Below are 25,294 nucleotides of genomic sequence, written 5' to 3' on the forward strand. Positions count from 1 at the left end.
GAATGTGATGGTGCTCACACGATCGGCGCCCGGCAGGCGTTACCCAGAAATGCGCGGTATAAACCCCGGTTTGCCGAGAATCGTTATTTCGGTGTTGCGAGAGCGAACGGCAACACGGCCGATGCGCCCGCTGACGTCAGAGCAGACGTGGCACAGGTGAACGTCCACCCGGTGTCGGTCTGCAGATCGATCAAGAGAATCGGCCCTGGCACGGACGATACGTCCGGAACGTCCCACGAGTCCACCAGCCCAGCGACCCGAAACGCCGAATTGGCGGCCGATACCGGCGGGTGACCGGGCCTGACCTGCATCACCCCGAGATCCTGCAACTTGCCGACGGCTGCCAATCGCGCGGCGATCGACCGCACCAGGAGCGGGTGAGTGGGGGAGTCGAGGGCGAGAACGGCAGCGGGCCGCTGCTTCCAGTCCCAATTGGCCAGCACGGTGATGCAGGCTTTCTCGAGAGCGTCGGTGGCAGGGGCATCGGGCGCGTCCAGCAGAGCCCGCAAGCGGCTACCCCAGCCCAGGTCGGTCAAGCGACCCAACACACGTCCCGGCTCGTGTGGATCGGCGATCTTGCCCGAGAGGGATACACCCAGCTTCTTCATGCCGCTCGGCCACTGCTTTCTCGGTTGCAGGTCGATGCCCGGCCGATCCAGCCGTGCTCTCGCCGAATCGACCGAGGCCGCGTCGACGGAAGCGGACAGGTGTTCACCTGTGCAGTTGTCACACCGTCCGCAGCGATCGGACTCGCTGCCCGGTGCGCCGAGGTCGGGATCGTCGAGCTGCCGACGCAGGAACTCCATCCGGCACCCGTCGGTGCTCTGGTAGTCGAGCATGGCCTGCTGTTCGCGGTCCCTCGCTTGTTCGAGGCGCTCGTAACGGTCCGCGTCGTATGTCCACTGCTCCCCGGTGGCCATCCAGCCGCCACGAACGCGTCTGACCGCTCCGTCGACGTCGAGGACCTTGAGGACCATCTCGAGCCTGCTGCGGTTCAGCTCGACCAGCGGCTCCAGGGCCTGCGTCGACTGAGCCTTCTCGGTGTTCAAGGCCTCTATGACCTGCCGCACCAGATGTTCGCGCGGGAACGCGACCGAGGCGAAGTAGCTCCAGATCTGCCGATCCTCGTGACCGGGGAGCAGCACCACATCGGCTCGTTCCGTGGCGCGCCCGGCACGGCCGACCTGCTGGTAGTACGAAATCGGAGACGATGGAGCGCCCATGTGCACGACGAAACCGAGATCGGGCTTGTCGAACCCCATGCCGAGCGCGGACGTGGCGACGAGTGCCTTGACTCGGTTGGCGAGCAGATCACCTTCGAGCGATTCGCGCTCCGTGGGGTCCGTTTGACCGGTGTACGACGCAACGACGTGGCCCTGATCGGTCAGCAGCGCCGCGAGGTCCTTGGCCGCCGACACCGTGAGGGTGTAGATGATTCCGGACCCGGGCAGAGTCTTCAGGTGGTCGCCGAGCCAGGCGGCCCGTTCGGTGGCGTTGTCGATTTTCACCACCGCCATGCGCAGCGAATCGCGGGCGAGCCCGCCGCGCAGTACGAGCGTGTCACCGCCGCCGACGCCCAATTGAGCAGCAACGTCGTCCACCACGCGGTCGTTGGCCGTTGCAGTGGTCGCGAGTACGGGAATACCGTCGCGCAGCTCGGCGATCAGGGTGCGGATACGCCGATAGTCCGGCCTGAAATCGTGGCCCCAATCCGAGACGCAGTGCGCCTCGTCGACCACGACCAGCCCGGCGTCCCCGGCCAGGGACGGCAGCACCTGATCGCGGAAATCGGGGTTGTTCAAACGCTCGGGACTGACCAGCAACACATCGAGCTCACCGGAGTTGACCTGCTGATGAATGTCGTCCCATTCGGTCATGTTCCCCGAGTTGATCGTGGCTGCTCGAACGCCTGCGCGCTCGGCAGAGGCCACCTGGTTACGCATCAGCGCCAACAAGGGGGAGACGATGACCGTCGGGCCCAGGCCCTGAGCGCGTAGAAGCTTCGCGGCGATGAAGTACACGGCGGACTTCCCCCAGCCTGTTCGCTGCACCACCAGAGCACGTCGACGGTGCACCACCAAGGCCTCGATCGCCGTCCACTGATCGTCTCGCAGCACAGCGTCGGGGCCGGCGAGCTCGCGCAGCAACCTCTCGGCGTCATCGCGCAAGTTGCCCACGGTCGCGTGCGTCGCTGTCGTCATACTGTCCATCGTGCAGCATCGGTACGACAAGGAATCGGGCTGCGTGCTCCTCGTTCCTTCCGCAGGCTCCACTCAAGCTTGGCTGACGCGCACCATGTTTCCGGCCGGATCGCGGAAGGCCGCGTCGCGCGCACCCCACGGCTGACTCGTCGGTTCCTGCAGAATCTCTGCGGTACCTGCCGCTCGTATCTTTTCGAACGCTCCGTCGAGGTCATCGGCACGGAAGAGCAAGCCTGGCATCTCGCCCTTGGCGAGCAGAGCCGCGATCTGATCGCCGAGCTCCTGCGAGCGGCCCGCGTGCGGCTGCGACAACACGATCTCGATCTCGGGTTGATCGCTGGGAGACAACGTGATCCAGCGATAGCCGTCGTTGGCGACCTCGCTCTTCACCTCGAGTCCGAGGGCGTCGCGATAGAAGGCCAAGGAGGCATCGGGGTCGTCGGTGTAGATGTGTACGTGGCTCAGTGAGAGTGTCATGACGCAAGGCTAGAACGCCCCGGCCGTCGTTGCTTCTCCGATTCTGCTCGGTTCGGTGGCGGTGTCGGCTGCAGCGGTGGCACGCATCGGCCGACCGAGAACCATGGCTCGGCAACTCGGTACCGCTCGGCTGTCGCGGTGATCACGGGCGCGATATGCGCTGGGCGTCTCGCCGACGATCTCGGTGAACCGTGAACTGAAGGAACCGAGGCTGGTACAACCCACCGCGAAGCATGCTTCGGTGACGGTCGTATCTCCCCGGCGCAGCAGGGCTTTGGCGCGCTCGATTCTTCGGGTCATCAGATGGGCGTACGGCGTCTCCCCGTATGCCTCGCGGAAGCGGCGGCTGAAGTGCGCGGTGGACATCAGTGCCGTCCGGGCGAGGGTCGGCACGTCGAGAGGTTCGGCGAAGTCGCGGTCCATCCGATCACGTGCGCGGCGCAACAGTCGGAGTTCGTTCACATCCGGAGCGTTCATCGAGCGGCCGCATCGCGGAGTGTGTCTATCTCGGCCCGGGTGCCCGAGGAAGCGCTCGCCCCGGGTCTCGTGGCGGCGAAAGAACCTGCAGTGGTAGCCCATTCGACTGCCACGCGTGGTCCGGCGGACCACGATGCAGCGAGCGCCCCGGCGAACGCATCTCCGGCACCGGTGGTGTCGACTGCCTCGATCCGTGGTGCCGACACCTCGAACGATTCGGATCCGCGGTACCGGGCACCCTTGGCGCCCAGGGTGGTCACCACTTGTTCCACCTCGTCCGCTCGGTGTCCGATGCGAGCTTCCTCGGCCTCGTTGACCACGAGTACGTCGGTGGCTGCAATCAGGGCGTCGGGTAGGTCCTGTACCGGTGAGGGATTGAGCATCGTGATCACACCGCGAGAGTGCGCGAACTCGAATGCGGCGACCACGGTGTCGATGGGAATCTCCAACTGGCACAGTAGGATATCGGCGTCTGCGATGACGGTGCGGTCGTCGTCGGTGAGATTGCGGACGGTGCCGTTGGCACCGGGGACGACGACGATGCTGTTCTCGGCACGGTCGTCGACGGTGATGGTGGCGATGCCACTCGAACCAGCAGCGGTACGCACCGCAGTGTCGTCGATCCCTGCGGCCGTGAGCGTGTGGCGCAGCGTTACTCCGAATTCGTCGTCTCCGACTGCTCCGACGAAGGCGACCGACGATCCGGCTTTCGCAGCAGCTATGGCCTGGTTGGCACCTTTACCGCCCGGGGTGGTCGTGAAGGACCTCCCCATCACGGTTTCGCCCGGATCGGGCAGAGACGGGGTGCGGGTGATCAGATCCATGTTGATGCTGCCGAGAACGACGATGCGGGGGTTCGAGGCGGACACGAACGAACTGTATCTCTCCGTGAGCCGGGCTCGACCGAAATGCCAATTGCAGATTGTTGACAATCTGAAAGACGTGAGTGACGATGGCAGTCATGACAGCGTCGACTCGTACCCACCTCAGCCCGGCACTCAAGCAGGCGACCCCGATCGTCGTCGATCACGGAAAGGGCAGCTGGATCATCGGTACGGACGGGCGCAAGTACCTCGACTTCACCACTGGAATCGGTGTCACCAGCACGGGGCACTGCCATCCGCGCGTGGTCGAGGCTGCGCGCGAGCAGGTGGGCAAGATCATTCACGCGCAGTACACGACCGTCATGCACCAACCGCTACTGGAGCTGACAGACAAGCTCGGCGAGGTATTGCCGGCCGGGCTCGACAGCGTGTTCTACGCCAACTCCGGATCCGAGGCCGTCGAGGCGTCGATTCGATTGGCGCGCATGGCAACCGGGCGGCCCAACATCATCGCCTTCCACGGAGGATTCCACGGACGCACGGTAGCGGCCGCATCGTTGACCACCGCTGGCACCAAATTTCGCTCCGGCTTCTCGCCGATCATGGGCGGAGTGCACATTGCGCCGTTCCCGTACGCGTTTCGGTACGGCTGGGACATCGAGACCGCAGTCGCCTTCGCGCTGAAGGAACTCGACTACCTGTTGATGACGATGTCGAGCCCCGCCGACACCGCTGCGTTCATCATCGAACCGGTTCTCGGCGACGGTGGTTACCTGCCCACGCCGCCGGAATTCCTCGAGGGACTGCGCGAACGCGCGGACACGCACGGCATCGTCCTGATCGTCGACGAGGTGCAAGCAGGTGTGGGGCGTACCGGAAAGTTCTGGGGGCACCAGCACTCGTCGATCACGCCGGACATCGTCATCACCGCAAAAGGGCTCGCCAGCGGATTTCCGATCTCTGCGATCGCGGCATCGACCGAGCTGATGAGCAAGGCGTGGCCGGGTTCTCAGGGCGGAACCTACGGTGGCAATGCCGTCGCGGCCGCTGCCGGCGTCGCCACCCTCGATGTCGTGCGCGACGAGGGACTCGTCGCCAATGCAGCCGTGCAGGGCAAGGTTCTGCTCGACGGCCTGCTCGCACTGAAGGCAGAGCACTCGGCCATCGGTGACGCACGTGGACTCGGCCTGATGCAGGCGCTCGAATTCGTGGACAGTGCAGGCAATCCCGATGCTGCCGCCGCCCTCCGTGTACAGCAGGGCGCGATCGACGAAGGGCTGTTGCTACTCACCTGCGGTGCCCTCGGCAACGTGGTCCGGATCATTCCCGCGCTGATCGTGAACGACGACGAGATGCGGCAGGGTATCGACGCGCTGTCGCGGACGCTGAAGAACGTGCTGTGACGTCTGCGCCCATCCGATCCGATCTCCCCGCACTCGTGCATCGAGTGCGGGAGAGGGGGATCGATATCGACGACTCGTCTCGGCGCGTGGCCGAGTATTCCTACGACGCCTCGAACTACCGAATTCCGCCTGCAGCGGTCGTGTTCCCTCGCTGCGCCGACGACGTGTCCACCGTGGTGACCCTGTGCACCGAGGCCGGAGTCGCTGTGATCGGCCGCGGCGGCGGAACGTCGATGGCGGGCAACGCCATCGGCCGCGGAATCGTGCTCGACTTCTCCCGTCACATGAATCGGGTGATCTCGGTCGACACGGATTCACGGACCGCCGTCGTGGAACCGGGCATCGTCATATCGGAGTTGCAGCGTGAGCTGGTGGCACGTACGTCGGGGGCCTTCACGTTCGCCCCCGACCCGTCCAGCAAGACACGCGCCACGGTCGGCGGGGCTGTCGGCAACGACGCCTGCGGTAACCACTCGGTGCGCTACGGTCGTACCTCGGACCACACGGTGGCGATGGACGTGGTGACAGCCGAGGGGCATCTACTGCGGGTCACCCGCAGTGGCGTGTCGGCCGTCCATGCCGAAGATGCCGCAGCAGGCGTTGCGGCCGAACGTATTTCGCACGAGCTGCGCGCACTTGCGGCCGACAATCTGGCGCTGTTCAGAGTCGAGCTGGGCCGCATTCCGCGACAGGTGTCCGGTTTTCACCTGTCGCATCTGCTGCCCGAGAACGGATTCGACGTCGCGCGTGCGCTCGTCGGCAGCGAGGGCACCTGTGCGGTGATCGTCTCGGTCACCGTCACGGTCGTGCCCGTACCGCCCGCCGCGTTGCTGCTCTGCCTCGGCTACGAGGATGTGGTCGCAGCTGCAGCCGATGTCATGGCGATTCTGGAATTCTCGCCGGCCGCCGTGGAGGGGATCGACGACAACATTGCGCGGACGATGGAGTACCGGCGCGGGCCGGACTCCGTGCGCGGCTTGCCGGCAGGTAATGCCTGGCTGTACGTCGACCTCGACGGGGCCGACACATCCGAGGTCGAGGACAAAGCCGCGCGGTTGCTCGAGGAACTGGGCCGGCTCGGACGGTTGAAGGAAGGTCGCATCGTCACCGACTCGGCCGATCGAACAGCGTTGTGGCGGGTACGTGAAGACGGAGCGGGTCTGGCCACCCGCCTGGCGAGTGGAGTCGAGTCCTGGGGCGGGTGGGAGGACGCCGCCGTGGCACCGGAAAACCTGTCGGCGTATCTCGCCGACCTGAATTCGCTACTGGCCGAGCACGAACTGACCGGAGTGATGTACGGCCACTTCGGTGCCGGCTGCATGCACGTGCGCATCACGTTCGATCAACGCACCGATGCCGGTCGACGGGTGATGTACGACTTCCTGCGCGCCGCAGCGCGGGTCGTCGTCGAGCACGGCGGCAGCCTGTCGGGCGAACACGGCGACGGCCGGGCACGGTCGGAACTACTACCGGTGATGTACTCGCCGCGCATGCTCGACGCGTTCGCGCGATTCAAGCGCATCTGGGACCCCAGCGGCATTCTCAACCCGGGATCGATCACCGAGCCCGAGCCGATGATGGACAACCTGATGCTGCAGGGTATTCCGCAGCGAGAGTGGAAGACGACGTTCGATCTGCACCAGATCGGAACGCGAGAGGATCTGGATCCTTTCGTGCACGCCACCCAATCGTGTGTCGGTGTCGGTAAGTGCCGCACCACCTCCGGAGGCGTCATGTGCCCGAGCTTCCGCGCGACGGGCGACGAGAAGGATTCCACCCGTGGCCGCGCCCGGGTACTGCAGGAGATGGTGCGCAGCTCGCCGACCGTCGCCGACGGGTGGGCATCGAAAGACGTGGCCGAGTCGTTGGACCTGTGCCTGTCCTGCAAGGCCTGTTCTTCGGACTGCCCGGTCGGGGTGGACATGGCGACGTACAAATCGGAGTTTCTCGATCATCACTACGCTGGTCGGTTGCGACCGCTCTCGCACTACTCGCTGGGATGGTTGCCCCGCTGGCTGAAGGTGACGCAGCGAACGGCACCGCTGCTCAACCGTCTGCTCACCCCGAGCATCGCGGCACTGGCGGCTCGACTCGGTGGGCTGACCACCGAGCGGCCGTTGCCGCGCTTCGCGTCGGCGAAGGAACTGGCTCACGAAATTCGGATCGGCGGAGGCCGCGCCGCTGACGTGGTGTTGGTCGTCGACACGTTCACCCAGGGCTTTCGCCCCGAGGTCGCGGGCGCGGCGCAGCGCGTGCTCGAGGATTCCGGCCGCAGCACCGAATGTCGGACCGACGTGTGTTGCGGTCTGACCTGGATCTCGACGGGCCAGCTGAAGGCCGCCCGCAAGCACCTCACGAAAGCCGTTGCTGCACTGGACGACGGCACCGACCGACCCATCGTCGTCAACGAACCGAGCTGTGCCGCGGCATTCCGCAAGGACATGCCCGAGTTGGTACCGACGGCTGCCGCGAGAAGGGTTGCGGCGCGGGTACAGAGCTTCGCGGGAGCGGTGATCGATCAGGCCGCGGCGGGCTGGGTGCCCTCGGCGCAGGTTCCCGCGTCGGTAACGGTCCAGACCCACTGCCACGAATACGCCGTGTTCGGCAACGCGACCCAACGCAACGCTTTGGCCTCCATCGGTGTCGAGGCCGTGCGGGAAGCCACCGGATGCTGCGGAGTGGCAGGTAATTTCGGCTTCGAGAGGAGTCACTACGAGCTCAGCATGAAAGTCGCCGAACAGGCTCTTGCACCGGCTGTTCGTGCCACCGAGCCCGACACTCCGATTCTGACGGACGGATTCAGCTGCCACATGCAGGTGCGACAACTCACCGGTGAGCTGACCAGTGATGCATCCGTGCACCTGGCTCAGATACTCGATCCACGTTCGACGAAAGGACCGCGGCAATGACGACCAGCCTCACTCGACCTTCCATCTCGACGCCCACCGAACTGTTCATCGGAGGTGTCTGGACAGCCGCAGCCTCGGCTGCCCGGTTCGATGTGATCGATCCCGCCAGCGGTGACGTGATTGCCACGGTGGCCGACGGTGGCATCACCGATGCCGAGAATGCGATGGCTTCGGCAGTCGATGCTGCTGCCGAGTGGGCCGCGACTGCGCCCCGTGCCCGCAGTGAAATCCTCCGTAAGGCTTACGAATTGATCATGGCGCGGTCGGAGGAACTCGCCGCGATCATCACCGCCGAAATGGGGAAACCACTGGCCGACGCGCGAGGTGAGGTGGCGTACGGCGCGGAGTTCTTTCGGTGGTTCTCCGAGGAAGCAGTGCGTATCTCGGGTGATCACACCCTCACCGGAGACGGGAAGAACCGCATCGTGGTCACCCGTGCGCCCGTGGGACCGTGCATTCTCGTCACTCCGTGGAACTTCCCGTTGGCCATGGGAACTCGCAAGATCGGCCCGGCGCTGGCCGCAGGCTGCACCGTGGTGTTCAAGCCGGCCGAGCAAACGCCGCTGACAGCACTGGCTCTGGCGGGGATCCTGCACGATGCGGGTGTTCCGGCGGGAGTGGTCAATGTCGTGACCACCACCGATGCGGCGGGTGTTGTGGGCTCGTGGATGAGCAGCGGTGCTGCGCGCAAGATCAGTTTCACCGGATCGACTGCGGTGGGCAAGATTCTGCTCGAGCAAGCTGCATCGACCGTGATGCGCACCTCGATGGAGCTCGGTGGCAACGCGCCCTTCGTCGTCATGGACGACGCGGACCTCGGCCGCGCCGTGGACGGAGCGATGGTTGCGAAGATGCGGAACATGGGCGAGGCTTGTACCGCAGCCAATCGATTCTTCGTACACCGCAGTGTCGCAACGCAGTTCGCACAACAACTCGCCGATCGCATGGGTGCGTTGACGGTGGGGGCAGGTAGTGCGCGCGGCACGGAGGTGGGGCCGCTGATCGACGATGCAGGTCGCGCGAAGGTGCAGAGACTCGTGGACGACGCACTCGGTCGAGGTGCGCACGCGATCGTCGGGGGAGCGGCACCGGACGGACCCGGCTACTTCTACCCGCCGACGGTGCTCACGGACGTCGACTCGAACTCGGATCTGATGTCGCAGGAAATTTTCGGGCCGGTGGCGGCGATCGTGCCGTTCGACACCGAGGACGAGGTGATCGCCCTCGCGAACGATACCGAATGGGGACTCGTCGGATACGTCTTCACTCAGGACATCGATCGGGCGCTACGGATGGGGGAGCGGCTCGAGGTGGGCATGGTCGGTCTCAACACCGGCCTCGTCTCCAACCCCGCGGCACCGTTCGGTGGCGTCAAACAGTCCGGGCTGGGCCGCGAGGGCGGCAAAGTCGGAATCGACGAGTTCCTGGAGTACAAGTACTTTGCCATTCCCCGAGGCTGAGAGGCTTTCGATCATGCCCAGTTCGAGAAGACTGACGCCCATCGACGCACGCAATACGTCGATGGTGATTGCCGACCAGATTCGCGATCGCATCATCGACGGCTCCTATGCCCCGGGGGAGCAGATCAACGAAGCCAACGTTGCGGCCGAACTCAAAATTTCACGGGGGCCGGTGCGGGAGGCACTGCAGCGCCTCAATCAAGAGGGTCTGCTGGTCAGCTACCGCAACCGGGGCGTGTTCGTCGTCGAGCTCAGCAGCGACGACGTCACCGAGATCTACGAGTCCCGCGCGGCGATCGAGGTCGGTGCTGCGTGGACATTGGTACACGGTGATCGCGACCGGCTTGTCACTGCTGCCGACGAGCTCTCGGCCATCGTGATGCAGATGCAGCCGTTCATCGATCGGGCGGATTGGCGTGGTCTGGCCGAACGAGACCTCGCATTTCACACTGCTCTCGTTGCAGCGACGCGCAACAGCCGGATGTCACGGATGTACGCCACCCTCGCCGCGGAAGCGCGTATCTGCATGGCCAACCTCGAAACCGCCTACTACCGGCCGGAGGCGTTGGTGGAGGAACATCAACTGATCGTCGATCTTCTGCTCGGATCCGATTGGGACGCACTGGAAAAGGGTGTACACGAGCACATGGACACCGCCATCCACGACTTGACCCGGGCGATGGTCGAGGAGCACGCCGAACACTCGGTTCTGGCCACTCCGGGATAGATCGTTCGGCGTGCAACACAGCATTTACATCTGAAGTCTTGCGTAGCTCTGGCGTAAGCGCCTAGCCTGATTGTCAACAATCTACTAAATCTCCACGATCGAAGGGGGTGCCCGTGAACGACTCATCAGACTCCGCATACGTCACCGCAATCGGACCCGAAGACACCGAAGGACCGGCCGCTCCCGGTCTGGCGCGGTACCCCGATGTACCGAACAGCACGCCGATCACGTTCACCGACGAGGAGTACGCCGCCCGGCTCGCTGCCGTCCGAGAGCGGATGGCAGCGCAGAACCTCACGGCGCTCATCGTCACCGATCCCGCGAACCTCTACTACCTGCTCGGCTACAACGCGCTCTCCTTCTACACCCCGCAGATGCTGTACGTCCCGCTCTCGGGCGACATGTATTTCTTCGCCCGTGAAATGGACGCCAACGGCGCGTTTCGAACGTCGTGGCTGCCGCAGGATCGGACGTTCGGCTACCCGGAAACGTTCGTGCAGCGCAAAGACACTCACCCCTTCGTCTGGGTCGCCGCGAAGCTGCGCGAACTGGGGCTGGTGAACAACTTCGAGCACGGCCAGGTAGGTCTCGAGATGGACTCGTACTACTTCAGCCCGAAAGCCTTCGAGGCGCTGGTGAAGTCGCTGCCCGAATACCGATTCACCGACTCCTACGAGCTCATCAACTGGGTGCGAGTGGTCAAGTCACCCGCGGAGATTGCCCTGATGCGCGGTGCTGCACAGGTCTGTGAATCGGCGATGTCGGCTGCCTACCAGGCTATCTCGGTGGGTGAGCGGCAGTGCGACGCGGCCGCGGCCATCATGAACGCGCAGGTGCGAGGCACTGCGGACTTCGGCGGGGATCATCCGGCGATCGTGCCGATGTTGCCCACCGGTGCCGGAGCGGACACCCCGCACCTGACCTGGTCGCATCAACCCTTCGTGCGGGGCGAGACCACGGTCGTCGAACTGGCCGGAGTGTTTCGGCGCTACCACGTCCCGATGGCACGCACGATCGTGCTCGGAAAGCCGAGTCCGCGATTGGATTACCTCGCCAAGTCCACCGGGGAAGCACTGAACGACGTGCTCGCAACCGTGCGGGCAGGCGTCACCGCCACCGAGCTGGCGCAGGTGTGGAACACCAGCCTGGCCAAGCACGGACTGCACAAACCGTCGCGCATCGGTTACTCGATCGGCATCGCATATGCACCCGACTGGGGTGAGCGCACCGTGAGCCTGCGCACCGACGACGAGACGGTGCTTGCCGAGAACATGACGTTCCACATCATCGGCGGAATGTGGATGGACGACTACGGATACGAGGTGTCCGAGGCCGTTCGCGTCACCGAGACCGGCCTCGAGACCTTCACCGCATACCCCCGAGAACTACTGACGAAGGAGTGAGCATGACCGCATCCACGAAAGGTCATTCCGCAGGCTCCACTCCTGCCACCCAAGGTCGTTCCGCAGGCTCCACTCCTGCCACACAAGGTCGTTCCGCAGGCTCCACTCCCAGCATTCCCTGGGCCCTGCGAACCGACAAGCTGGTGGGATCGGTGATCGATTCGTCGACATCGCTTCTCGCTGCGCAGAAGCACGACATCGTGCGCTTCGCGATGGGATCTCCTGCTGCCGAGACGGTTCCGGCCGCCGCATTCACCGAGATCGCCGGCAGCGTGCTCACCGCGGACGCATTCGACTACGGTGCCACCGAGGGTGACCCGGGCCTGCTCGACGCGTTGCTCGCATACCTCGAGTCGGTCGGCGAGCCCACGTCCGAAGAGCGAGTGGTGATCACCTCGGGCGGGATGCAAGGCCTCGACATCGCGTGCAAGTTGTTCGTCGATCCGGGCGACCTGGTGATCGTAGAAAGCCCCACGTATACCAACGGAACCGCCACCGTACTCAGTTACGGGGGCGACATCCTCGAGGCCCCGATGGACAGCAACGGTCTCATCGTCGAGGCATTGCCCGAGCTCGTCGAACGCGCGGGACGGTTGCCGAAGATGATCTACGTGATCCCCAACTTTCAGAACCCGTCCGGGGTGACCCTGTCGCTCGAGCGCCGTCGGTTGCTCATCGAATTGGCACACCGCTGGGGATCGGTGATTCTCGACGACGATCCCTACGGTCTGCTCCGTTTCTCGGGTGAGTCGATCCCCAGTTTCGGCGCACTCAGTCCCGACGACCCGTTGATCTTCTCCGTGCGCACGTTCTCGAAGATGATCGCGCCCGGCCTACGGGTGGGATGGGTGGACGCCGCCCCCGAGGCGCGTCAGCTGATCGTCAATGCCAAGCAGGCAATGGACACGTGCACCAACCTGCCTGCCCAGCGGATGGTGGCCGAGTACATCCGGCGCGGACTGCTCGACGAGCACCTTCGGTCGTTGGCGTCGGTGTATCTGCCACGCAAGATCGCGATGCAGAACAGCATCGACAGACACTTCGGCGACTCGATGTCGACGACCGATCCCGAGGGTGGGTTCTTTCTCTGGGCGACGCTGCGCGGCAACGACGTCGACTTCTCTACTCAGGACCTGTTCGAGACGGCGCTGGCCGAAGGAGTGGCCTACATACCGGGACCGGCACTGTCGGTGGGCGGAAAATTTCACGATTCGCTGCGCCTGTGCTTCGCCTCGTCGACTCCCGAACGCATCGACGAGGGAATCAGAAGACTGGCGGTGGCAGTGGAGAAGTCCAAGCACCTGCTCGCCTCCGACCCCACTCGATGACGGTCACGAGTTCCGAACGTGCCCTCCTCGATTCGATCGACGAGAAAGAAATCGTTGGTCTGACAACCGCTTTGATCGATGCGGGCGGTGAGAATCCCGGGGACACCGAGGAGAAGACCGCGAAAGTCCTTGCCGAACACTGTCGCGCACTGGGTTTCGATGTTCGGACCGTCGAGGTCGCTCCCGGTCGGCCGAATGTCTTCGTGTCCATCGGATCCGACGAGCAGCCAGGGGTGCTGTTCGTGGGCCACTCCGATGTGGTCCCCGCTGGTACGGGCTGGACCACCGACCCCTTTTCCGCTGTGGTTCGGGACGGCCGCATCGCCGGCCGCGGGTCCTGCGACATGAAAGGTGGCCTGGCCGCGGTGGTGGCGGCTATGACCGCCGTGCTGCGTTCCGGCCTCGCGGACGAGCACCCCATGACGTTGGCGTGCCTGGTCGACGAGGAGGACACCGGACTCGGTATCCGAGCTTTCGTCGCAGAGCCGCAGCACCGCACGTACAGCTGTTGCGTGGTGGCGGAGCCTACGGATCTGGTCACCATCTACGGCTGCAGAGGAGCGGCGAACCTGGAGATCGAGGTTCGGGGCCGTTCCGCGCATGCGGGGCAGCCGCGCAACGGAGCCAATGCTATTTCTGCTGCAGCACGCATCATCGGAATCATCGAGGGCTCTCAGGCCGAACTGGATGCGAACCCCGACCCCGAACTGGGGCCGGCCACCTGGAACGTGGGGACTATCGCGGGCGGAACGGGCACCTCGATGGTCGCCGACCGGTGTGTCGTCACCGTCGACCGCCGTTTGTTACCCGGCGAGAGCGCCGCCGGAGTCGTCGGCGATCTGCGATCACGCATCGAATCAGCGGGACTCACCGGGTCCGGTATCGATGTCGAGATCGGTATCGCGATGGAAATGCCGGGCTTTCTGACCAGCGTGAACAACGGATTGGTCACTACCGCAGTGCAATCGGTTATCGACAACGGATGTATGCCTTCCGGTGATTCCGCCGGCTCCACTTTTGCCGAATCCACTGACATCTGGACCGCATCGTGCGATGGTGGTTTTGTGGCACAGCAGATGGGAATACCCACCGTCGTGCTCGGTCCGGGGGAGATCGAAAAGCAAGCGCATCGGCCGGACGAGTCCGTTGCCGTGCGGCAATTGACCGACAGCGCAAGGGCGTACGCATTGATCGCCACCAGAATTGCTGCACTACCAGGACTTTAGCGCCGCACGAGGGGGTTGGCCGAAACATATGTTCTGCGTCGCCGTAATGTCGAACGCTGCGAAGTACCACACCGACGCTCCACTTTGTCCACAAAAGCGAGAGGTATTTCGACCGTGACCGAAAATTCAGGGTCGGCAGCATCGCCGACCGGATATCCCCCCAGTACCGACACCCTGAGCCCGGACGAGACCAAGATTCTCCACCGCGCCATCGGCGGATCGGCACTCGGCAACGCAGTCGAGTGGTTCGACTACGCGGTGTACGGCTATCTCGCCGTCTACATCGCCGCTAATTTCTTCCCGTCCGAGGACGGGGGAGCGAGCCTGCTCTCCACCTTCGCCGTGCTGGCCGCGTCGTTCATCATTCGTCCCATCGGTGGCATCGTGCTCGGCCCACTCGGCGACCGGATCGGCCGTCAGAAGGTCCTCGTACTGACCGTCTCGATGATGACGTTGGCCACGGCGGCGATCGGTGTGCTGCCGACATTCGACACCATCGGCATCGCCGCGCCGTTGCTGCTGCTCGTCTGCCGTTTGGTGCAAGGTTTCTCCACCGGTGGTGAGTACGGCGGCGCAGCTGTGTTCATGGCCGAGTACGCGCCCGACAAGCGTCGCGGATTCTTCGGATCGTTCCTCGAATTCGGAACCCTCGCAGGCACGGTGGGCGGTGCCACCCTGTGCACCCTCCTCAACGTCGGGCTCGGCGACGAGACCATGGAGGCCTGGGGCTGGCGAATCCCGTTCCTGGTGACGCTCCCGTTGGGCATCGTTGCACTGTGGCTGCGGACCCGGCTCGAGGATTCTCCGGTGTTCGCCGAAGCGAAGGAAGACGGCGGAACGGTCGAAGAGGGTGCAGGCGGAGCCGTCACCTCACTCAAGGCCACCATGACGTACTGGCAACGGATCCTGATTCTGATGGGATTCGTGCTGCTACTCAACATTGCTTACTACACGGTGCTGACGTTCTTGCCCTCGTACCTGAGCGATACGTTGGGGCACAGCACGACTCAGTCCAACTTCACCCTCGTCGCGATCATGATCATCATGATGGCGATCATCAACCCGATCGGCGCTCTGTCCGACCGGGTGGGCCGAAAGCCGTTGCTGCTGGCGGCCTGCGTCGGGTATTTCGTGTTCAGCGTTCCGCTGTTCCTGCTGATCATCAATACCGGATTGATCGGCCAGAGCATCGGCCTGCTCGGTCTCGGAGTGTTGCTGGTCATCATGTGCTCCTGCGTGTCGTCGACACTGCCCGCACTGTTCCCCACTCAGGTGCGCTACGGAGCATTCGCCATCGGATACAACGTCTCGACGGCGCTCTTCGGTGGTACTGCACCGCTGATTCTGACGTTCCTGATCGACCGAACGGGTTCCAACCTGATTCCGGGTTGGTACATGATGATCGCTGCTGCCATCGCGTTCGTTCCGATTCTGTTGATGCCCGAGACGGCAGGGCGATCACTGCGCGGAACCCAGTGCCCCGGTGACAACGACGACGAGGTCGCTGCGTCCGGCGTCGAGCTCGTCGGCTACAAGAAGTAGAAGTGGCACCGGTTCTCGTCGTTCTGCACGCCGGCGACCTTCCCGACGGACTCGAGTCCGTTGCGGAGGTCGCCGACGTCAGGTACGCCACCGCCGACACCCTGGCGGATGCAGTCGACGGTGCCGACGCGTTGCTGCTGTGGGATTTCTTCTCGCCTGCAGTCGAATCTGCGTGGCCGCGCTGCGGGTCTCTGAAGTGGATCCATATCGCCGCTGCCGGCGTGGACTCGTTGATGTTCGACGAGCTGGTGGAATCCGATGTGGTCGTGACGAATTCGCGTGGTGTCTTCGATCGACCGATCGCGGAGTTCGTGCTGGCTCAGATCCTCGCGTTCGCCAAGGACTCCGAACGTTCACGCGCACTGCAGCAATCGAAGATCTGGCAGCACCGTGAGACCGAACGCATCGACGGTGCACACGCGATGATCGTGGGCACCGGAGCGATCGGTCGTGCCATTGCAACTCTGCTGAGTGCGGTGGGAATGTCGATCTCGGGGGTGGGTCGAACAGCGCGAGAAGGCGACGGAGACTTCGGCACCGTGTACGCCAGTGATGATCTGGTGGACGAAGTAGCGCGGGCCGACTACCTGGTTCTGGTTGCCCCGTTGACCGAACAGACGAGGGGTTTGGTCGACGATTCCGTGTTGGCCGCGATGAAGCCCGGCGCGCGGGTGATCAACGTGGGCCGCGGTGAGCTGCTCGATACCGAGGCACTGTCGAAGCATCTCGGCAGCGGTCACATCACCGGTGCCGCGCTGGACGTGTTCGAGACCGAGCCGCTCCCGGCCGACCATCCGTTGTGGACGGCCGAGAACGTTGTTCTCACTCCGCACATGAGCGGCGACGCGTCGGGCTGGAAGCAGCGACTCGCGGAGGTGTTCGCCGACAACGCACGTCGATACTTCCGGGGCGAACCCCTGCTCAATGTCGTGAACAAGAGACTCGGCTTCGTGGTGTGAGACCTCAGTAGGCCCGCTCGTACTGCGGTGCCACGGCCGGAGTCATCTCCACACCGAGTTCGCGGGCAGCGCGCCGTGGCCAGTACGGATCACGCAGTAGCTCGCGCGCCAGCAGCACGGCGGTCGCCTCGCCCAGCGAGACGATGTCCTCTGCCTGCTTGGGTTCGGTGATCATGCCGACCGCGGCGGCGGGCATCGTGGTTTCGTTCTGGATTCGCCGTGCGAAGGGAACCTGGTAGCCGGGGCCGACCGGAATCTTGGCGTGCACGTTTCCGCCGGTGGAGGTATCGACCAGATCCACCCCGTGTTCGGTGAGGATCTGCGACAACGCGACGGTCTGATCGGAGGTCCAGCTCGGGGCCTCCACGTCGGCTGCACTCTCGCGGTTCTCTGGCTCGTCGAGCCAGTCCGTCGCCGACAGCCGGACGAACACCGGAAGCTCTGCCGGCCACACTTCACGGACCGCGTCGACCACCTCGATCAGTAGCCGCGTACGGCCGGCGAAGTCTCCGCCGTAGGCGTCGGTGCGGGTGTTGCTCGCCGGCGACAGGAACTGGTGCAACAAGTATCCGTGCGCGCCGTGAACTTCGGCCACCTCGAACCCGGCCTTCAGTGCGCGCTGCGCCGCCGAGCGAAAGTCGTCGACGATCTTCGCGATGTCGTCGTCGGTAGCCGCGCGGGGCGTCGCGTAATCACCGAAGGCGACCGCGCTCGGACCGACGGTCTCCCAGCGTCGAGGATCCTCCGCGGGCAGCGACTTGCCGCCGAGCCAGGGAGCAGCTGTGGAACCCTTCCGGCCTGCGTGCGCCAGCTGGATGCCAGGAACGCTTCCGAAGGACGAGATCTCGGCGACGATCTTCGCCAGGGCATCTGTCTGGGTGTCGTTCCAGATACCCAGGTCAGACGGGCTGATGCGACCTTCCGGGCTGACTGCGGTGGCTTCGGTGATGATCAAACCTGCCCCGCCGACCGCGCGGCTCACCAGATGGGTGCGGTGCCAGTCACCCGCAACGCCGACGTACGGGCCCGAGTCGTCGGCCGAGTACTGGCACATCGGTGCCATCCATACCCGGTTGGGAAAGGTGACCTCGCGCAGGGTCAGAGGCTCGAACAAGGCACTCACAGGTGGTTCCTCCGGTCTGTCGGTATCGACGTCTGTGACGTCGGTGATCTCCACGTCGTGCTGCAACGACGCGGCGACACCGCTTCATTCCCGGCCCCATTAGTGTGTAGTTCATGACTGCTTCCGTCTCGGCCGAATCGGTGCCCACCACGCTCGACGAGCGTGAGAACGTGCATGCGGCCGCTCGTCGGGCGCGGATCGCCTCGCGTGCGCTGGCGTTGCTGACGACCACGGAGAAGGACTCGTTGCTGCATACCGCCGCCGATGCCGTGGTTGCTGCTGCGGATTCGGTCCTGGCCGCGAACGCGGCCGACATCGAGATCGCGCGGGCAGCGGGTACCGACGAGGGGCTGCTGGATCGACTGCGTTTGACCGCATCGCGCATCGACGGCACCGCGGCAGGCCTGCGACAGGTCGCCGCGCTGCCGGATCCGATCGGTGGGGTCATCCGCGGTTCCACGCTTCCCAACGGACTGGAGATTCGGCAGGTGCGGGTCCCGCTCGGGGTGGTGGGCATGGTCTACGAGGCGCGCCCCAACGTCACCGTCGACGCGTTCGGTCTCGCGTTCAAGTCCGGCAACGCGGTGCTGCTGCGCGGTTCGTCCTCGGCGGCACAGTCCAACGCAGCATTGGTCGACGCCCTGCAAGGGGCGTTACGTGAACAGGGTCTTCCCGAGGCCGCGGTACAACTGCTGGGCAGTGCGGACCGTGCCACGGTCACCCACCTGATTCAGGCGCGTGGTCTGGTGGACGTGGTCATCCCACGCGGGGGCGCGGGACTGATCACTGCCGTCGTTCGCGATGCCACGGTCCCGACCATCGAGACCGGAGTCGGAAACTGCCACGTGTACGTCCACTCCTCGGCCGATCCTGACATCGCCGAGAAGATCGTGCTCAACGCCAAGACCCGCCGAGTCAGTGTCTGTAACGCAGCCGAGACCGTGCTGGTCGACGCTGCGATCGCCGACACCATGGTGCCGCGGCTGCTGCAGGCGTTCCAGATGCACAGCGTCACGGTGCACGGCGACCTGCCCGGGCTGGTACCCGCTCACGACGAGGACTGGTCGCAGGAGTACCTCTCGCTCGACATCGCGCTGAAGGTCGTGGGCGGCATCGACGAGGCGATCGAGCACATCGATCGATACGGAACCGGACACACCGAGGCGATCGTCGCGTCCGATATCGGTGTGGCGCGTGAGTTCACCCAACGTGTCGACGCGGCTGCCGTGATGGTCAATGCTTCCACCGCATTCACCGACGGCGAGCAATTCGGCTTCGGTGCCGAGATCGGTATCTCCACCCAGAAGCTGCACGCCCGAGGGCCCATGGGATTGCCCGAACTGACCTCGACCAAGTGGACCGTGTGGGGCGACGGACACATCCGAGATGTCTGACGCCCCTGCCGTACCGGCCAAATCCGATCATCAGGAGTTGTGACGTGGATCGTGCCCTACCGACGACACCCCCGCTGTTCGCAAGTGTGAACGACGTCCTCGAGCGTCTGGCCGAAACGGGCTATCTGGCCGACAAAGCCACGGCCACCTCGGTCTTCCTTGCCGACCGCCTCGGCAAGCCGCTGCTGATCGAGGGTCCGGCGGGTGTGGGCAAGACCGAACTCGCTCGCGCCGTGGCCCAGACGACGGGTGCCGAGCTGGTGCGGTTGCAGTGCTACGAGGGCGTCGACGAGGCCCGCGCCCTGTACGAGTGGAACCACGCCAAGCAGATCCTGCGGATCCAGTCGGGAACCAGCGCCGATTGGGATTCGACCAAGCTGGACGTCTTCTCCGAGGAGTTCCTGCTGGCGCGGCCGCTGCTGCAGGCAATTCGGCGTACCGACCCCACAGTGCTGCTCATCGACGAGACCGACAAGGCCGACGTCGAGATCGAAGGACTGCTGCTCGAGGTGCTCAGCGACTTCGCGATCACCATTCCCGAGCTCGGCACCATCACGGCGGAGCGCACTCCATTTGTGGTGCTGACATCCAACGCGACTCGCGAACTGTCGGAGGCCCTCAAGCGCCGCTGCCTCTTCCTGCACCTCGACTTCCCCGACGCGGACCTCGAACGTCGCATCCTGGCCAGTCGGGTTCCGGAACTGCCCGAGGCGATCGCCGAGCAGATGATCAAGACCGTCCGGGTACTTCGGGGAATGCAGCTCAAGAAGTTGCCCTCCGTCGCCGAGACGATCGACTGGGGTCGCACGCTGCTGGCCCTCGGAATGGACACCCTCGACGAGGATGCGGTGCGGACGACGCTGGGAGTGGTGCTCAAGCATCAGTCCGATCAGGTGCGTGCGGCGGCCGAACTGCGGCTGAACTGACATGTTGGCCCCGCACGGAATTCCCGGGCATCTTGTCGGCTTCGTCGAGGCATTGCGAAAACGCGGAATCTCGGTGGGGCCGTCGGAAACCGTCGATGCCGGACGCGTCCTGTCGGTCCTGGATCTACTCGACCGGGAAGCGGTGCGAGAAGGGCTGGCCTGTTCGTTGTTGCGACGACCGACGCACCGCGGGGTGTTCGACGCGCTGTTCGACCTGTGGTTTCCGGTGGCGTCGGGCACGAGGGACTCGGGACAGATCGACACTGCACTGCCCCGCACGGACGGCGGCGATGTCGACATCGATGCGCTCCGCGAGTTGCTGGTCGATCTGCTGTCCGACGATTCGGCCGAGGCCGCGGAGTTGACCCAGATGCTGGCGGCGCAGATGGTGGAGGAACTCGGTCAGTACAAATCCTCGAACGGGCCGTCGTTCTCGGCCTATCAGGCCCTGCGCGACGTCGCCCCGGATACGTTGTTGCGCAAGATCCTCGACGGGCTGCTCGGCCGCGCCGACGATGCACCGGATCGGCCCACCGACGACTACGAATCGGAAGTAGCCAAACGTACTGCAGCGCAACGTATCGCAGACCTTCGCAAGATGGTCGAGAGCGAGACGAGACGGCGGTCGGCCGAGAAGCTCGGCCGCGAGCGGGTGGCGAGTTACGGTGTGCCCAAGCTGGCCGAGGAGGTCGACTTCCTGCGGGCCTCGGACACGGAGATGGCGGCGCTGCGACGCAACGTCACCCCGCTGGCTCGACTGCTCGCCTCACGACTTGCGGTGCGGCGCAGCAGAAGCAGGCACGGTTCGATCGATCTGCGACGCACCCTGCGCAAGTCGATGTCCACCGGCGGCATTCCGATCGACTTGGTGGAGCGCAAGCCGCGTCGAGCACGCCCCGAATTGGTTGTGCTGTGCGATGTCTCGGGCTCGGTCGCGGGATTCAGTAACTTCACCCTGCTGTTGGTGCATGCACTGCGAGAGCAGTTCTCGCGTGTTCGGATCTTTGCCTTCATCGACTCCACCGACGAGGTGACGCGATTCTTCGACTCCGGCTCCGACCTCGGGGCCGCGATGAGCCGCATCATCCGGGAGTCCGATCTGGTGACGTACGACGGCCACTCGGACTACGGCCACGCGCTGACGACGTTCGACGAGAAGTATGCGCATGCGGTCACCAGTCGCAGTTCGGTGTTGATTCTCGGCGACGCCCGCACCAATTACCGCGAACCCAAGCTGCCCGCGTTGGCACATATCGTCTCGGTGGCCAAGCACGCGTACTGGCTCAATCCAGAACCGAAATCGCAGTGGGGATCCGGCGATTCGGCGGCCAAGGTGTACGCCGACGTGATCGCCATGCACGAGTGCCGATCCGCCCAGCAGCTCGCCACCGTGGTCTCACGTCTGCTGCCGGTGTGAGGGGTGTGACGCCCGGCAGCGCCGCGGACGTAGAATCGACGGTTGTGCAGCACGAATACGACCCCGGTGACGACACAGGGAAGCAGTCCGTTCGCCGTTTGGGCGTGATGGGCGGCACCTTCGACCCGATACACCACGGGCACCTCGTCGCGGCCAGCGAAGTGGCGAACAAGTTCGGTCTGGACGAGGTCATCTTCGTCCCCACCGGAAACCCCTGGCAGAAGGAAGGCACAACGGTCAGCCCGGCGGAAGACCGCTACCTGATGACCGTGATCGCGACGGCGTCCAACCCCCGATTCTCCGTCAGTCGCGTGGACGTCGATCGCGAGAAGTCGACGTACACCGTCGACACCCTGCGCGATCTGCGGGCGCAGCACCCCAATGCCGAGCTGTTCTTCATCACCGGCGCGGATGCCCTCGAGTCGATCCTGACGTGGCAGAACTGGGAGGAGCTGTTCGAGCTCGCCAGATTCGTCGGAGTCTCGCGTCCGGGGTTCGAGCTCGGAGTCGAACATCTGGCCAACCACCTCCGGTCGTTGCCTGCCGGCACCCTCACATTGATGGAAATCCCGGCACTCGCGATATCGTCGACGGACTGTCGACTTCGAGCCGGTGAGAATCGGCCGGTCTGGTACCTCGTACCGGACGGCGTCGTGCAATACATCTCGAAGAGAAATCTCTACAGACCACGAGGCGCGCTGCGCCTCGACGGATCCGTCACCATGTCGGAGCCGGCACCCCAGAAGAAGCAACCGGAAGGGCCGGTCACCAGCGCAATGACCGCGAACCCGAACCATACGAGTGGGAGTACACCCAAGTGACTGCAACAGCCGAAGCCGCCGAGATGGCGCGTATCGCCGCGCTCGCAGCCGACGACAAACTGGCCAGCGACGTGGTGATCCTCGACGTCTCCGACCAGCTCTACATCACCGATTGCTTCGTGATCGCCTCTGCGCCCAACGAGCGTCAGGTCAACTCGATCGTGGACAACATCGAGGATCAGCTGCGTGAAGCCGGACACAAGCCGGTGCGCCGTGAGGGCACCAAGGAAGGTCGCTGGGCGCTGTTGGACTACTCCGACATCGTCGTCCACGTCCAACACAACGAAGAGCGCAACTTCTATGCCCTCGAGCGGTTGTGGAAGGACTGCCCGACCATCGAGGTCCCCGGTCTCGGACAGCACCCGGCTGCGGAATCGGAGCAATGATCCGACGGCTCATCCTGCTTCGGCACGGTCAGACGGAATACAACGCCACCGACCGCATGCAGGGTCAGCTCGATACCGATCTGTCCGAGCTCGGTCGCACCCAAGCCAAGACGGCCGCTGCCGAGCTGGCGACGCGTGAGCCGATTCGGATCGTCTCGTCCGACCTGCGGCGGGCTCTCGACACTGCCGTCGCTCTGGGGGACGCTGCCGGGGTTTCGGTGACGCAGGACGAGCGCCTGCGCGAAACCCATCTCGGCGAGTGGCAGGGTCTCACCCACACCGAGGTCGACGACATCGCACCCGGCGCTCGGCCGGCGTGGCGAGCCGATGCCACCATCGCTCCACCGGGCGGGGAGAGCCGTATCGACGTCGCCCGTCGCAGTGTTCCCCTGGTTCGCGAGCTTCTGAGCGGCGTCCCCGAGTGGGGTGCCGATGGCGACCAGCGGCCACTGGTGCTCGTGGCGCACGGGGGCCTGATCGCAGCACTGACGGCGGCGTTGCTCGATTTGCCGCCGGACCGGTGGCCGGTGCTCGGTGGGCTCGCCAACACCAGCTGGGTACAGCTCGGCGCGCACGGAGCGGGCGCTCAGCCGTCCTGGCGTTTGGACGTGTGGAACGCCTCGGCGCGAGTGGCCAGTGACGTCCTCTGACGAGACGGCGGTGCGCCCCACGCTGCTCGTGCTCGCGGACTCGCTGAGTTACTACGGACCCGAGGGCGGGCTGCCGGTCGACGATCCGCGGCTCTGGCCCAATCTGGTTGCAGCCGAGCTCGGTTGGACAGTGGATTTGGTTGCGCGCATCGGCTGGACGAGTCGTGACGCGTGGTGGGCTCTGACTCAGGATCCGCGAGTGTGGGCCGCGATTCCCCGTGCCGGTGCCGTCGTGTTCGCCATCGGCGGCATGGATTCGCTTCCGTCGCCGTTGCCTACTGCGTTGCGGGAGCAGATCCGGTACATCAGACCGCCGGCTCTGCGACGCGTGGTTCGTGCGGGATATCAAGCGGTGCAACCAGTTCTGTCACATCTGGGTTGGCCCGTTGCGCTGCCGCCGCGGCTCAGCGTCGACTACCTGGAGCAGGCCCGCGCCGCATTGGCCTACGTACGTCCCGAGCTTCCCGTCGTCGGCACCTATCCCTCGGTGCACCGCTGCGATGCCTACGGGCAGGTGCACTCGGGCCGCGAGCCCGCCGTGCGTGCGTTGCGGGCGTGGAGTGCGGACAAGAACGTTCCGATGGTCGATCTCGCGGACGCGGTGCGCCCGAACATCGAATCCGAGAACGCGAACCCCGACGGCATCCACTGGGGGTGGGACGCGCACAGTGCGGTGGCAGAGGCGATGCTCGAGGCGTTGCGACCGGTGGCTGCCTCGGCGTCGACCGCGAACCCTGCAGTGACCCCGAAGCCATGACCGTCGCCGTCGTCACCGACTCCTCGTCCTGCCTGCCTGCCCCGCTTGCGGCCGAGCGGGGAATCTCGGTGGTGCCGTTGCACGTGCTGGTGGACGGAATCGACCATCGTGAGGGTGTGGACGAGATCCCCGAGCACTCCGCCGCGGGAAGTCCGGTGACCACCGCCGGCGCGTCACCGGGCGAGCTGACCGAGGTGTACGCCGCGGCTCTCGAACGCAGTCGAGGTGACGGTGTGGTGGCTCTGCACATCTCCCGGGGGCTCTCGAGTACGTGGGAAGCAGCGCGTCAGGCCGCAGACAAGGTTGGTCCTGCCGTTCGAGTGGTCGATTCCGGTTCTGCAGGAATGGGATTGGGCTTTGCTGTGCTGGCGGCTGCTGGTTCGGCGGCCGGGGGAGCGGTCCTGGATACGGTTTACCACTGCGCCGTCGCTGCGTCGACGACCTCGAGGTGCTTCATCGTCGTCGATCGTCTCGACCATCTGCGACGCGGAGGTCGAATCGGCACTGCCGCAGCCCTCCTCGGTACTGCACTGGCCATGAAGCCGGTGTTGCACATCAGCGGCGGCTCACTCGTGCTGCGGGAGAAGACGCGGACCTCGTCCAAGGCGCTGAACAAGCTGGTCGACGCAGCCGTCGCCGCCGCATCCGATGTCGGTGACGATTCGGGGGTTGCGCTTGCCGTGCACCATATGTTGTGTGCGGAGCGTGCCGACGATGTCGCGGCAATGCTGGCCTCTCGAATTTCGGGCTTCACCAGCATCGACGTATATCCCTTCGGTGCCGTGCTCGGAGCGCACGTCGGCCCCGGTGCCGTCGGCGTCGTCGTGTCACCGGGACGCCGATAGTCGCGCCGATCCCACCGATTATCCACAGGTATCGAGTTG

The 25,294-nt window shown here is 64.8% G+C and carries 22 protein-coding genes; 17 read left to right on the top strand and 5 right to left on the bottom strand.

Going from position 1 to position 25,294, the window contains the following annotated elements; genetic code table 11:
* Positions 1-83: 83 nt before the first annotated feature.
* The 4 genes from O4220_RS11010 to O4220_RS11025 all read right to left on the bottom strand — a co-directional run bounded on the left by O4220_RS11010 (position 84) and on the right by O4220_RS11025 (position 4,024).
* Positions 84-2,201 (bottom strand): RecQ family ATP-dependent DNA helicase, encoded by a 2,118-nt coding sequence (locus tag O4220_RS11010; RefSeq protein WP_269604065.1) that lies wholly within the window; start codon positions 2,199-2,201, stop codon positions 84-86.
* A gap of 72 nt (positions 2,202-2,273) precedes the next feature.
* Positions 2,274-2,678, bottom strand: coding sequence for a VOC family protein (locus tag O4220_RS11015; protein WP_032402394.1), 405 nt, complete (start codon positions 2,676-2,678; stop codon positions 2,274-2,276).
* A 9-nt stretch (positions 2,679-2,687) separates the two neighbouring features.
* On the bottom strand, positions 2,688-3,155 hold the full coding sequence (locus O4220_RS11020) for a helix-turn-helix transcriptional regulator (protein WP_269604068.1): 468 nt from the start codon (positions 3,153-3,155) through the stop codon (positions 2,688-2,690).
* Positions 3,152-4,024 carry a ribokinase gene (locus tag O4220_RS11025; protein ID WP_269604070.1) on the bottom strand — a complete coding sequence of 291 codons (873 nt, stop codon included), beginning with the start codon at positions 4,022-4,024 and terminating at the stop codon, positions 3,152-3,154. Before O4220_RS11025 ends, O4220_RS11020 begins: the two co-directional genes overlap by 4 nt.
* Positions 4,025-4,116: 92 nt before the next feature.
* Between O4220_RS11025 and O4220_RS11030 the strand changes: the two genes are divergently transcribed.
* The 9 genes from O4220_RS11030 to O4220_RS11070 all read left to right on the top strand — a co-directional run bounded on the left by O4220_RS11030 (position 4,117) and on the right by O4220_RS11070 (position 16,936).
* Positions 4,117-5,382 (top strand): aspartate aminotransferase family protein, encoded by a 1,266-nt coding sequence (locus O4220_RS11030; RefSeq protein WP_057479886.1) that lies wholly within the window; start codon positions 4,117-4,119, stop codon positions 5,380-5,382.
* A gap of 35 nt (positions 5,383-5,417) precedes the next feature.
* On the top strand, positions 5,418-8,291 hold the full coding sequence (locus tag O4220_RS11035) for an FAD-binding and (Fe-S)-binding domain-containing protein (RefSeq protein ID WP_269604583.1): 2,874 nt from the start codon (positions 5,418-5,420) through the stop codon (positions 8,289-8,291).
* Positions 8,288-9,751 carry an NAD-dependent succinate-semialdehyde dehydrogenase gene (locus O4220_RS11040; protein ID WP_269604073.1) on the top strand — a complete coding sequence of 488 codons (1,464 nt, stop codon included), beginning with the start codon at positions 8,288-8,290 and terminating at the stop codon, positions 9,749-9,751. Before O4220_RS11035 ends, O4220_RS11040 begins: the two co-directional genes overlap by 4 nt.
* A 13-nt stretch (positions 9,752-9,764) precedes the next feature.
* Entirely contained in the window at positions 9,765-10,478 is a 714-nt protein-coding gene (locus O4220_RS11045; protein ID WP_269604075.1) for a GntR family transcriptional regulator, read from the top strand.
* A gap of 224 nt (positions 10,479-10,702) precedes the next feature.
* Entirely contained in the window at positions 10,703-11,881 is a 1,179-nt protein-coding gene (locus tag O4220_RS11050; protein WP_420030378.1) for a M24 family metallopeptidase, read from the top strand.
* The gene (locus O4220_RS11055; RefSeq protein WP_420030372.1) at positions 11,878-13,209 is read left to right on the top strand and encodes a PLP-dependent aminotransferase family protein; all 1,332 of its coding nucleotides are present in this window, start codon (positions 11,878-11,880) and stop codon (positions 13,207-13,209) included. Before O4220_RS11050 ends, O4220_RS11055 begins: the two co-directional genes overlap by 4 nt.
* Positions 13,206-14,435 (top strand): M20 family metallopeptidase, encoded by a 1,230-nt coding sequence (locus O4220_RS11060; RefSeq protein ID WP_269604079.1) that lies wholly within the window; start codon positions 13,206-13,208, stop codon positions 14,433-14,435. Before O4220_RS11055 ends, O4220_RS11060 begins: the two co-directional genes overlap by 4 nt.
* 114 nt (positions 14,436-14,549) lie before the next feature.
* Positions 14,550-15,977 (top strand): MFS transporter, encoded by a 1,428-nt coding sequence (locus O4220_RS11065; RefSeq protein ID WP_230592416.1) that lies wholly within the window; start codon positions 14,550-14,552, stop codon positions 15,975-15,977.
* A gap of 2 nt (positions 15,978-15,979) precedes the next feature.
* Positions 15,980-16,936 (top strand): D-2-hydroxyacid dehydrogenase, encoded by a 957-nt coding sequence (locus O4220_RS11070; protein WP_269604083.1) that lies wholly within the window; start codon positions 15,980-15,982, stop codon positions 16,934-16,936.
* A 4-nt stretch (positions 16,937-16,940) separates the two neighbouring features.
* Here O4220_RS11070 and O4220_RS11075 read toward each other — a convergent pair whose 3' ends face one another.
* Entirely contained in the window at positions 16,941-18,059 is a 1,119-nt protein-coding gene (locus O4220_RS11075) for an NADH:flavin oxidoreductase/NADH oxidase (protein WP_269604085.1), read from the bottom strand.
* Positions 18,060-18,172: 113 nt separating this feature from the next.
* On the opposite strand from O4220_RS11075, the gene O4220_RS11080 reads away from it, so the two are divergent.
* The 8 genes from O4220_RS11080 (at position 18,173) to O4220_RS11115 (ending at position 25,255) form a co-directional block, all read left to right on the top strand.
* Positions 18,173-19,453, top strand: coding sequence for a glutamate-5-semialdehyde dehydrogenase (locus O4220_RS11080; RefSeq protein ID WP_269604088.1), 1,281 nt, complete (start codon positions 18,173-18,175; stop codon positions 19,451-19,453).
* A gap of 44 nt (positions 19,454-19,497) precedes the next feature.
* Positions 19,498-20,379 (top strand): AAA family ATPase, encoded by an 882-nt coding sequence (locus O4220_RS11085; protein WP_269604090.1) that lies wholly within the window; start codon positions 19,498-19,500, stop codon positions 20,377-20,379.
* A gap of 1 nt (position 20,380) precedes the next feature.
* The gene (locus tag O4220_RS11090; RefSeq protein WP_269604093.1) at positions 20,381-21,796 is read left to right on the top strand and encodes a vWA domain-containing protein; all 1,416 of its coding nucleotides are present in this window, start codon (positions 20,381-20,383) and stop codon (positions 21,794-21,796) included.
* A gap of 107 nt (positions 21,797-21,903) precedes the next feature.
* Positions 21,904-22,617, top strand: a complete 714-nt coding sequence (gene nadD, locus O4220_RS11095) for a nicotinate-nucleotide adenylyltransferase (RefSeq protein WP_420030379.1) — start codon at positions 21,904-21,906, stop codon at positions 22,615-22,617.
* Positions 22,614-23,003, top strand: a complete 390-nt coding sequence (gene rsfS, locus O4220_RS11100; protein WP_032379193.1) for a ribosome silencing factor — start codon at positions 22,614-22,616, stop codon at positions 23,001-23,003. Before nadD ends, rsfS begins: the two co-directional genes overlap by 4 nt.
* A complete protein-coding gene (locus O4220_RS11105; protein ID WP_269604097.1) occupies positions 23,000-23,653 on the top strand; it encodes a histidine phosphatase family protein in 654 nt (217 codons plus the stop codon). The genes rsfS and O4220_RS11105 overlap by 4 nt, the downstream gene beginning before the upstream one ends.
* Positions 23,640-24,410 carry a diglucosylglycerate octanoyltransferase gene (gene octT, locus O4220_RS11110; RefSeq protein WP_269604099.1) on the top strand — a complete coding sequence of 257 codons (771 nt, stop codon included), beginning with the start codon at positions 23,640-23,642 and terminating at the stop codon, positions 24,408-24,410. Before O4220_RS11105 ends, octT begins: the two co-directional genes overlap by 14 nt.
* A complete protein-coding gene (locus O4220_RS11115) occupies positions 24,407-25,255 on the top strand; it encodes a DegV family protein (protein WP_269604101.1) in 849 nt (282 codons plus the stop codon). Before octT ends, O4220_RS11115 begins: the two co-directional genes overlap by 4 nt.
* The last annotated feature ends 39 nt before the right edge of the window (positions 25,256-25,294 follow it).

The organism is Rhodococcus ruber, from assembly GCF_027270735.1.
Taxonomy (GTDB): domain Bacteria; phylum Actinomycetota; class Actinomycetes; order Mycobacteriales; family Mycobacteriaceae; genus Rhodococcoides; species Rhodococcoides rubrum_A.

Bases quoted from the DNA above. Each gene is read 5' to 3' on its own strand.
- O4220_RS11010 (WP_269604065.1), bottom strand. From the start codon at position 2,201: ATGACGACAGCGACGCACGCGACCGTGGGCAACTTGCGCGATGACGCC.
- O4220_RS11015 (WP_032402394.1), bottom strand. From the start codon at position 2,678: ATGACACTCTCACTGAGCCACGTACACATCTACACCGACGACCCCGAT.
- O4220_RS11020 (WP_269604068.1), bottom strand. From the start codon at position 3,155: ATGAACGCTCCGGATGTGAACGAACTCCGACTGTTGCGCCGCGCACGT.
- O4220_RS11030 (WP_057479886.1), top strand. From the start codon at position 4,117: ATGACAGCGTCGACTCGTACCCACCTCAGCCCGGCACTCAAGCAGGCG.
- O4220_RS11040 (WP_269604073.1), top strand. From the start codon at position 8,288: ATGACGACCAGCCTCACTCGACCTTCCATCTCGACGCCCACCGAACTG.
- O4220_RS11045 (WP_269604075.1), top strand. From the start codon at position 9,765: ATGCCCAGTTCGAGAAGACTGACGCCCATCGACGCACGCAATACGTCG.
- O4220_RS11060 (WP_269604079.1), top strand. From the start codon at position 13,206: ATGACGGTCACGAGTTCCGAACGTGCCCTCCTCGATTCGATCGACGAG.
- O4220_RS11080 (WP_269604088.1), top strand. From the start codon at position 18,173: ATGACTGCTTCCGTCTCGGCCGAATCGGTGCCCACCACGCTCGACGAG.
- O4220_RS11090 (WP_269604093.1), top strand. From the start codon at position 20,381: ATGTTGGCCCCGCACGGAATTCCCGGGCATCTTGTCGGCTTCGTCGAG.
- nadD (WP_420030379.1), top strand. From the start codon at position 21,904: ATGGGCGGCACCTTCGACCCGATACACCACGGGCACCTCGTCGCGGCC.
- O4220_RS11105 (WP_269604097.1), top strand. From the start codon at position 23,000: ATGATCCGACGGCTCATCCTGCTTCGGCACGGTCAGACGGAATACAAC.
- O4220_RS11115 (WP_269604101.1), top strand. From the start codon at position 24,407: ATGACCGTCGCCGTCGTCACCGACTCCTCGTCCTGCCTGCCTGCCCCG.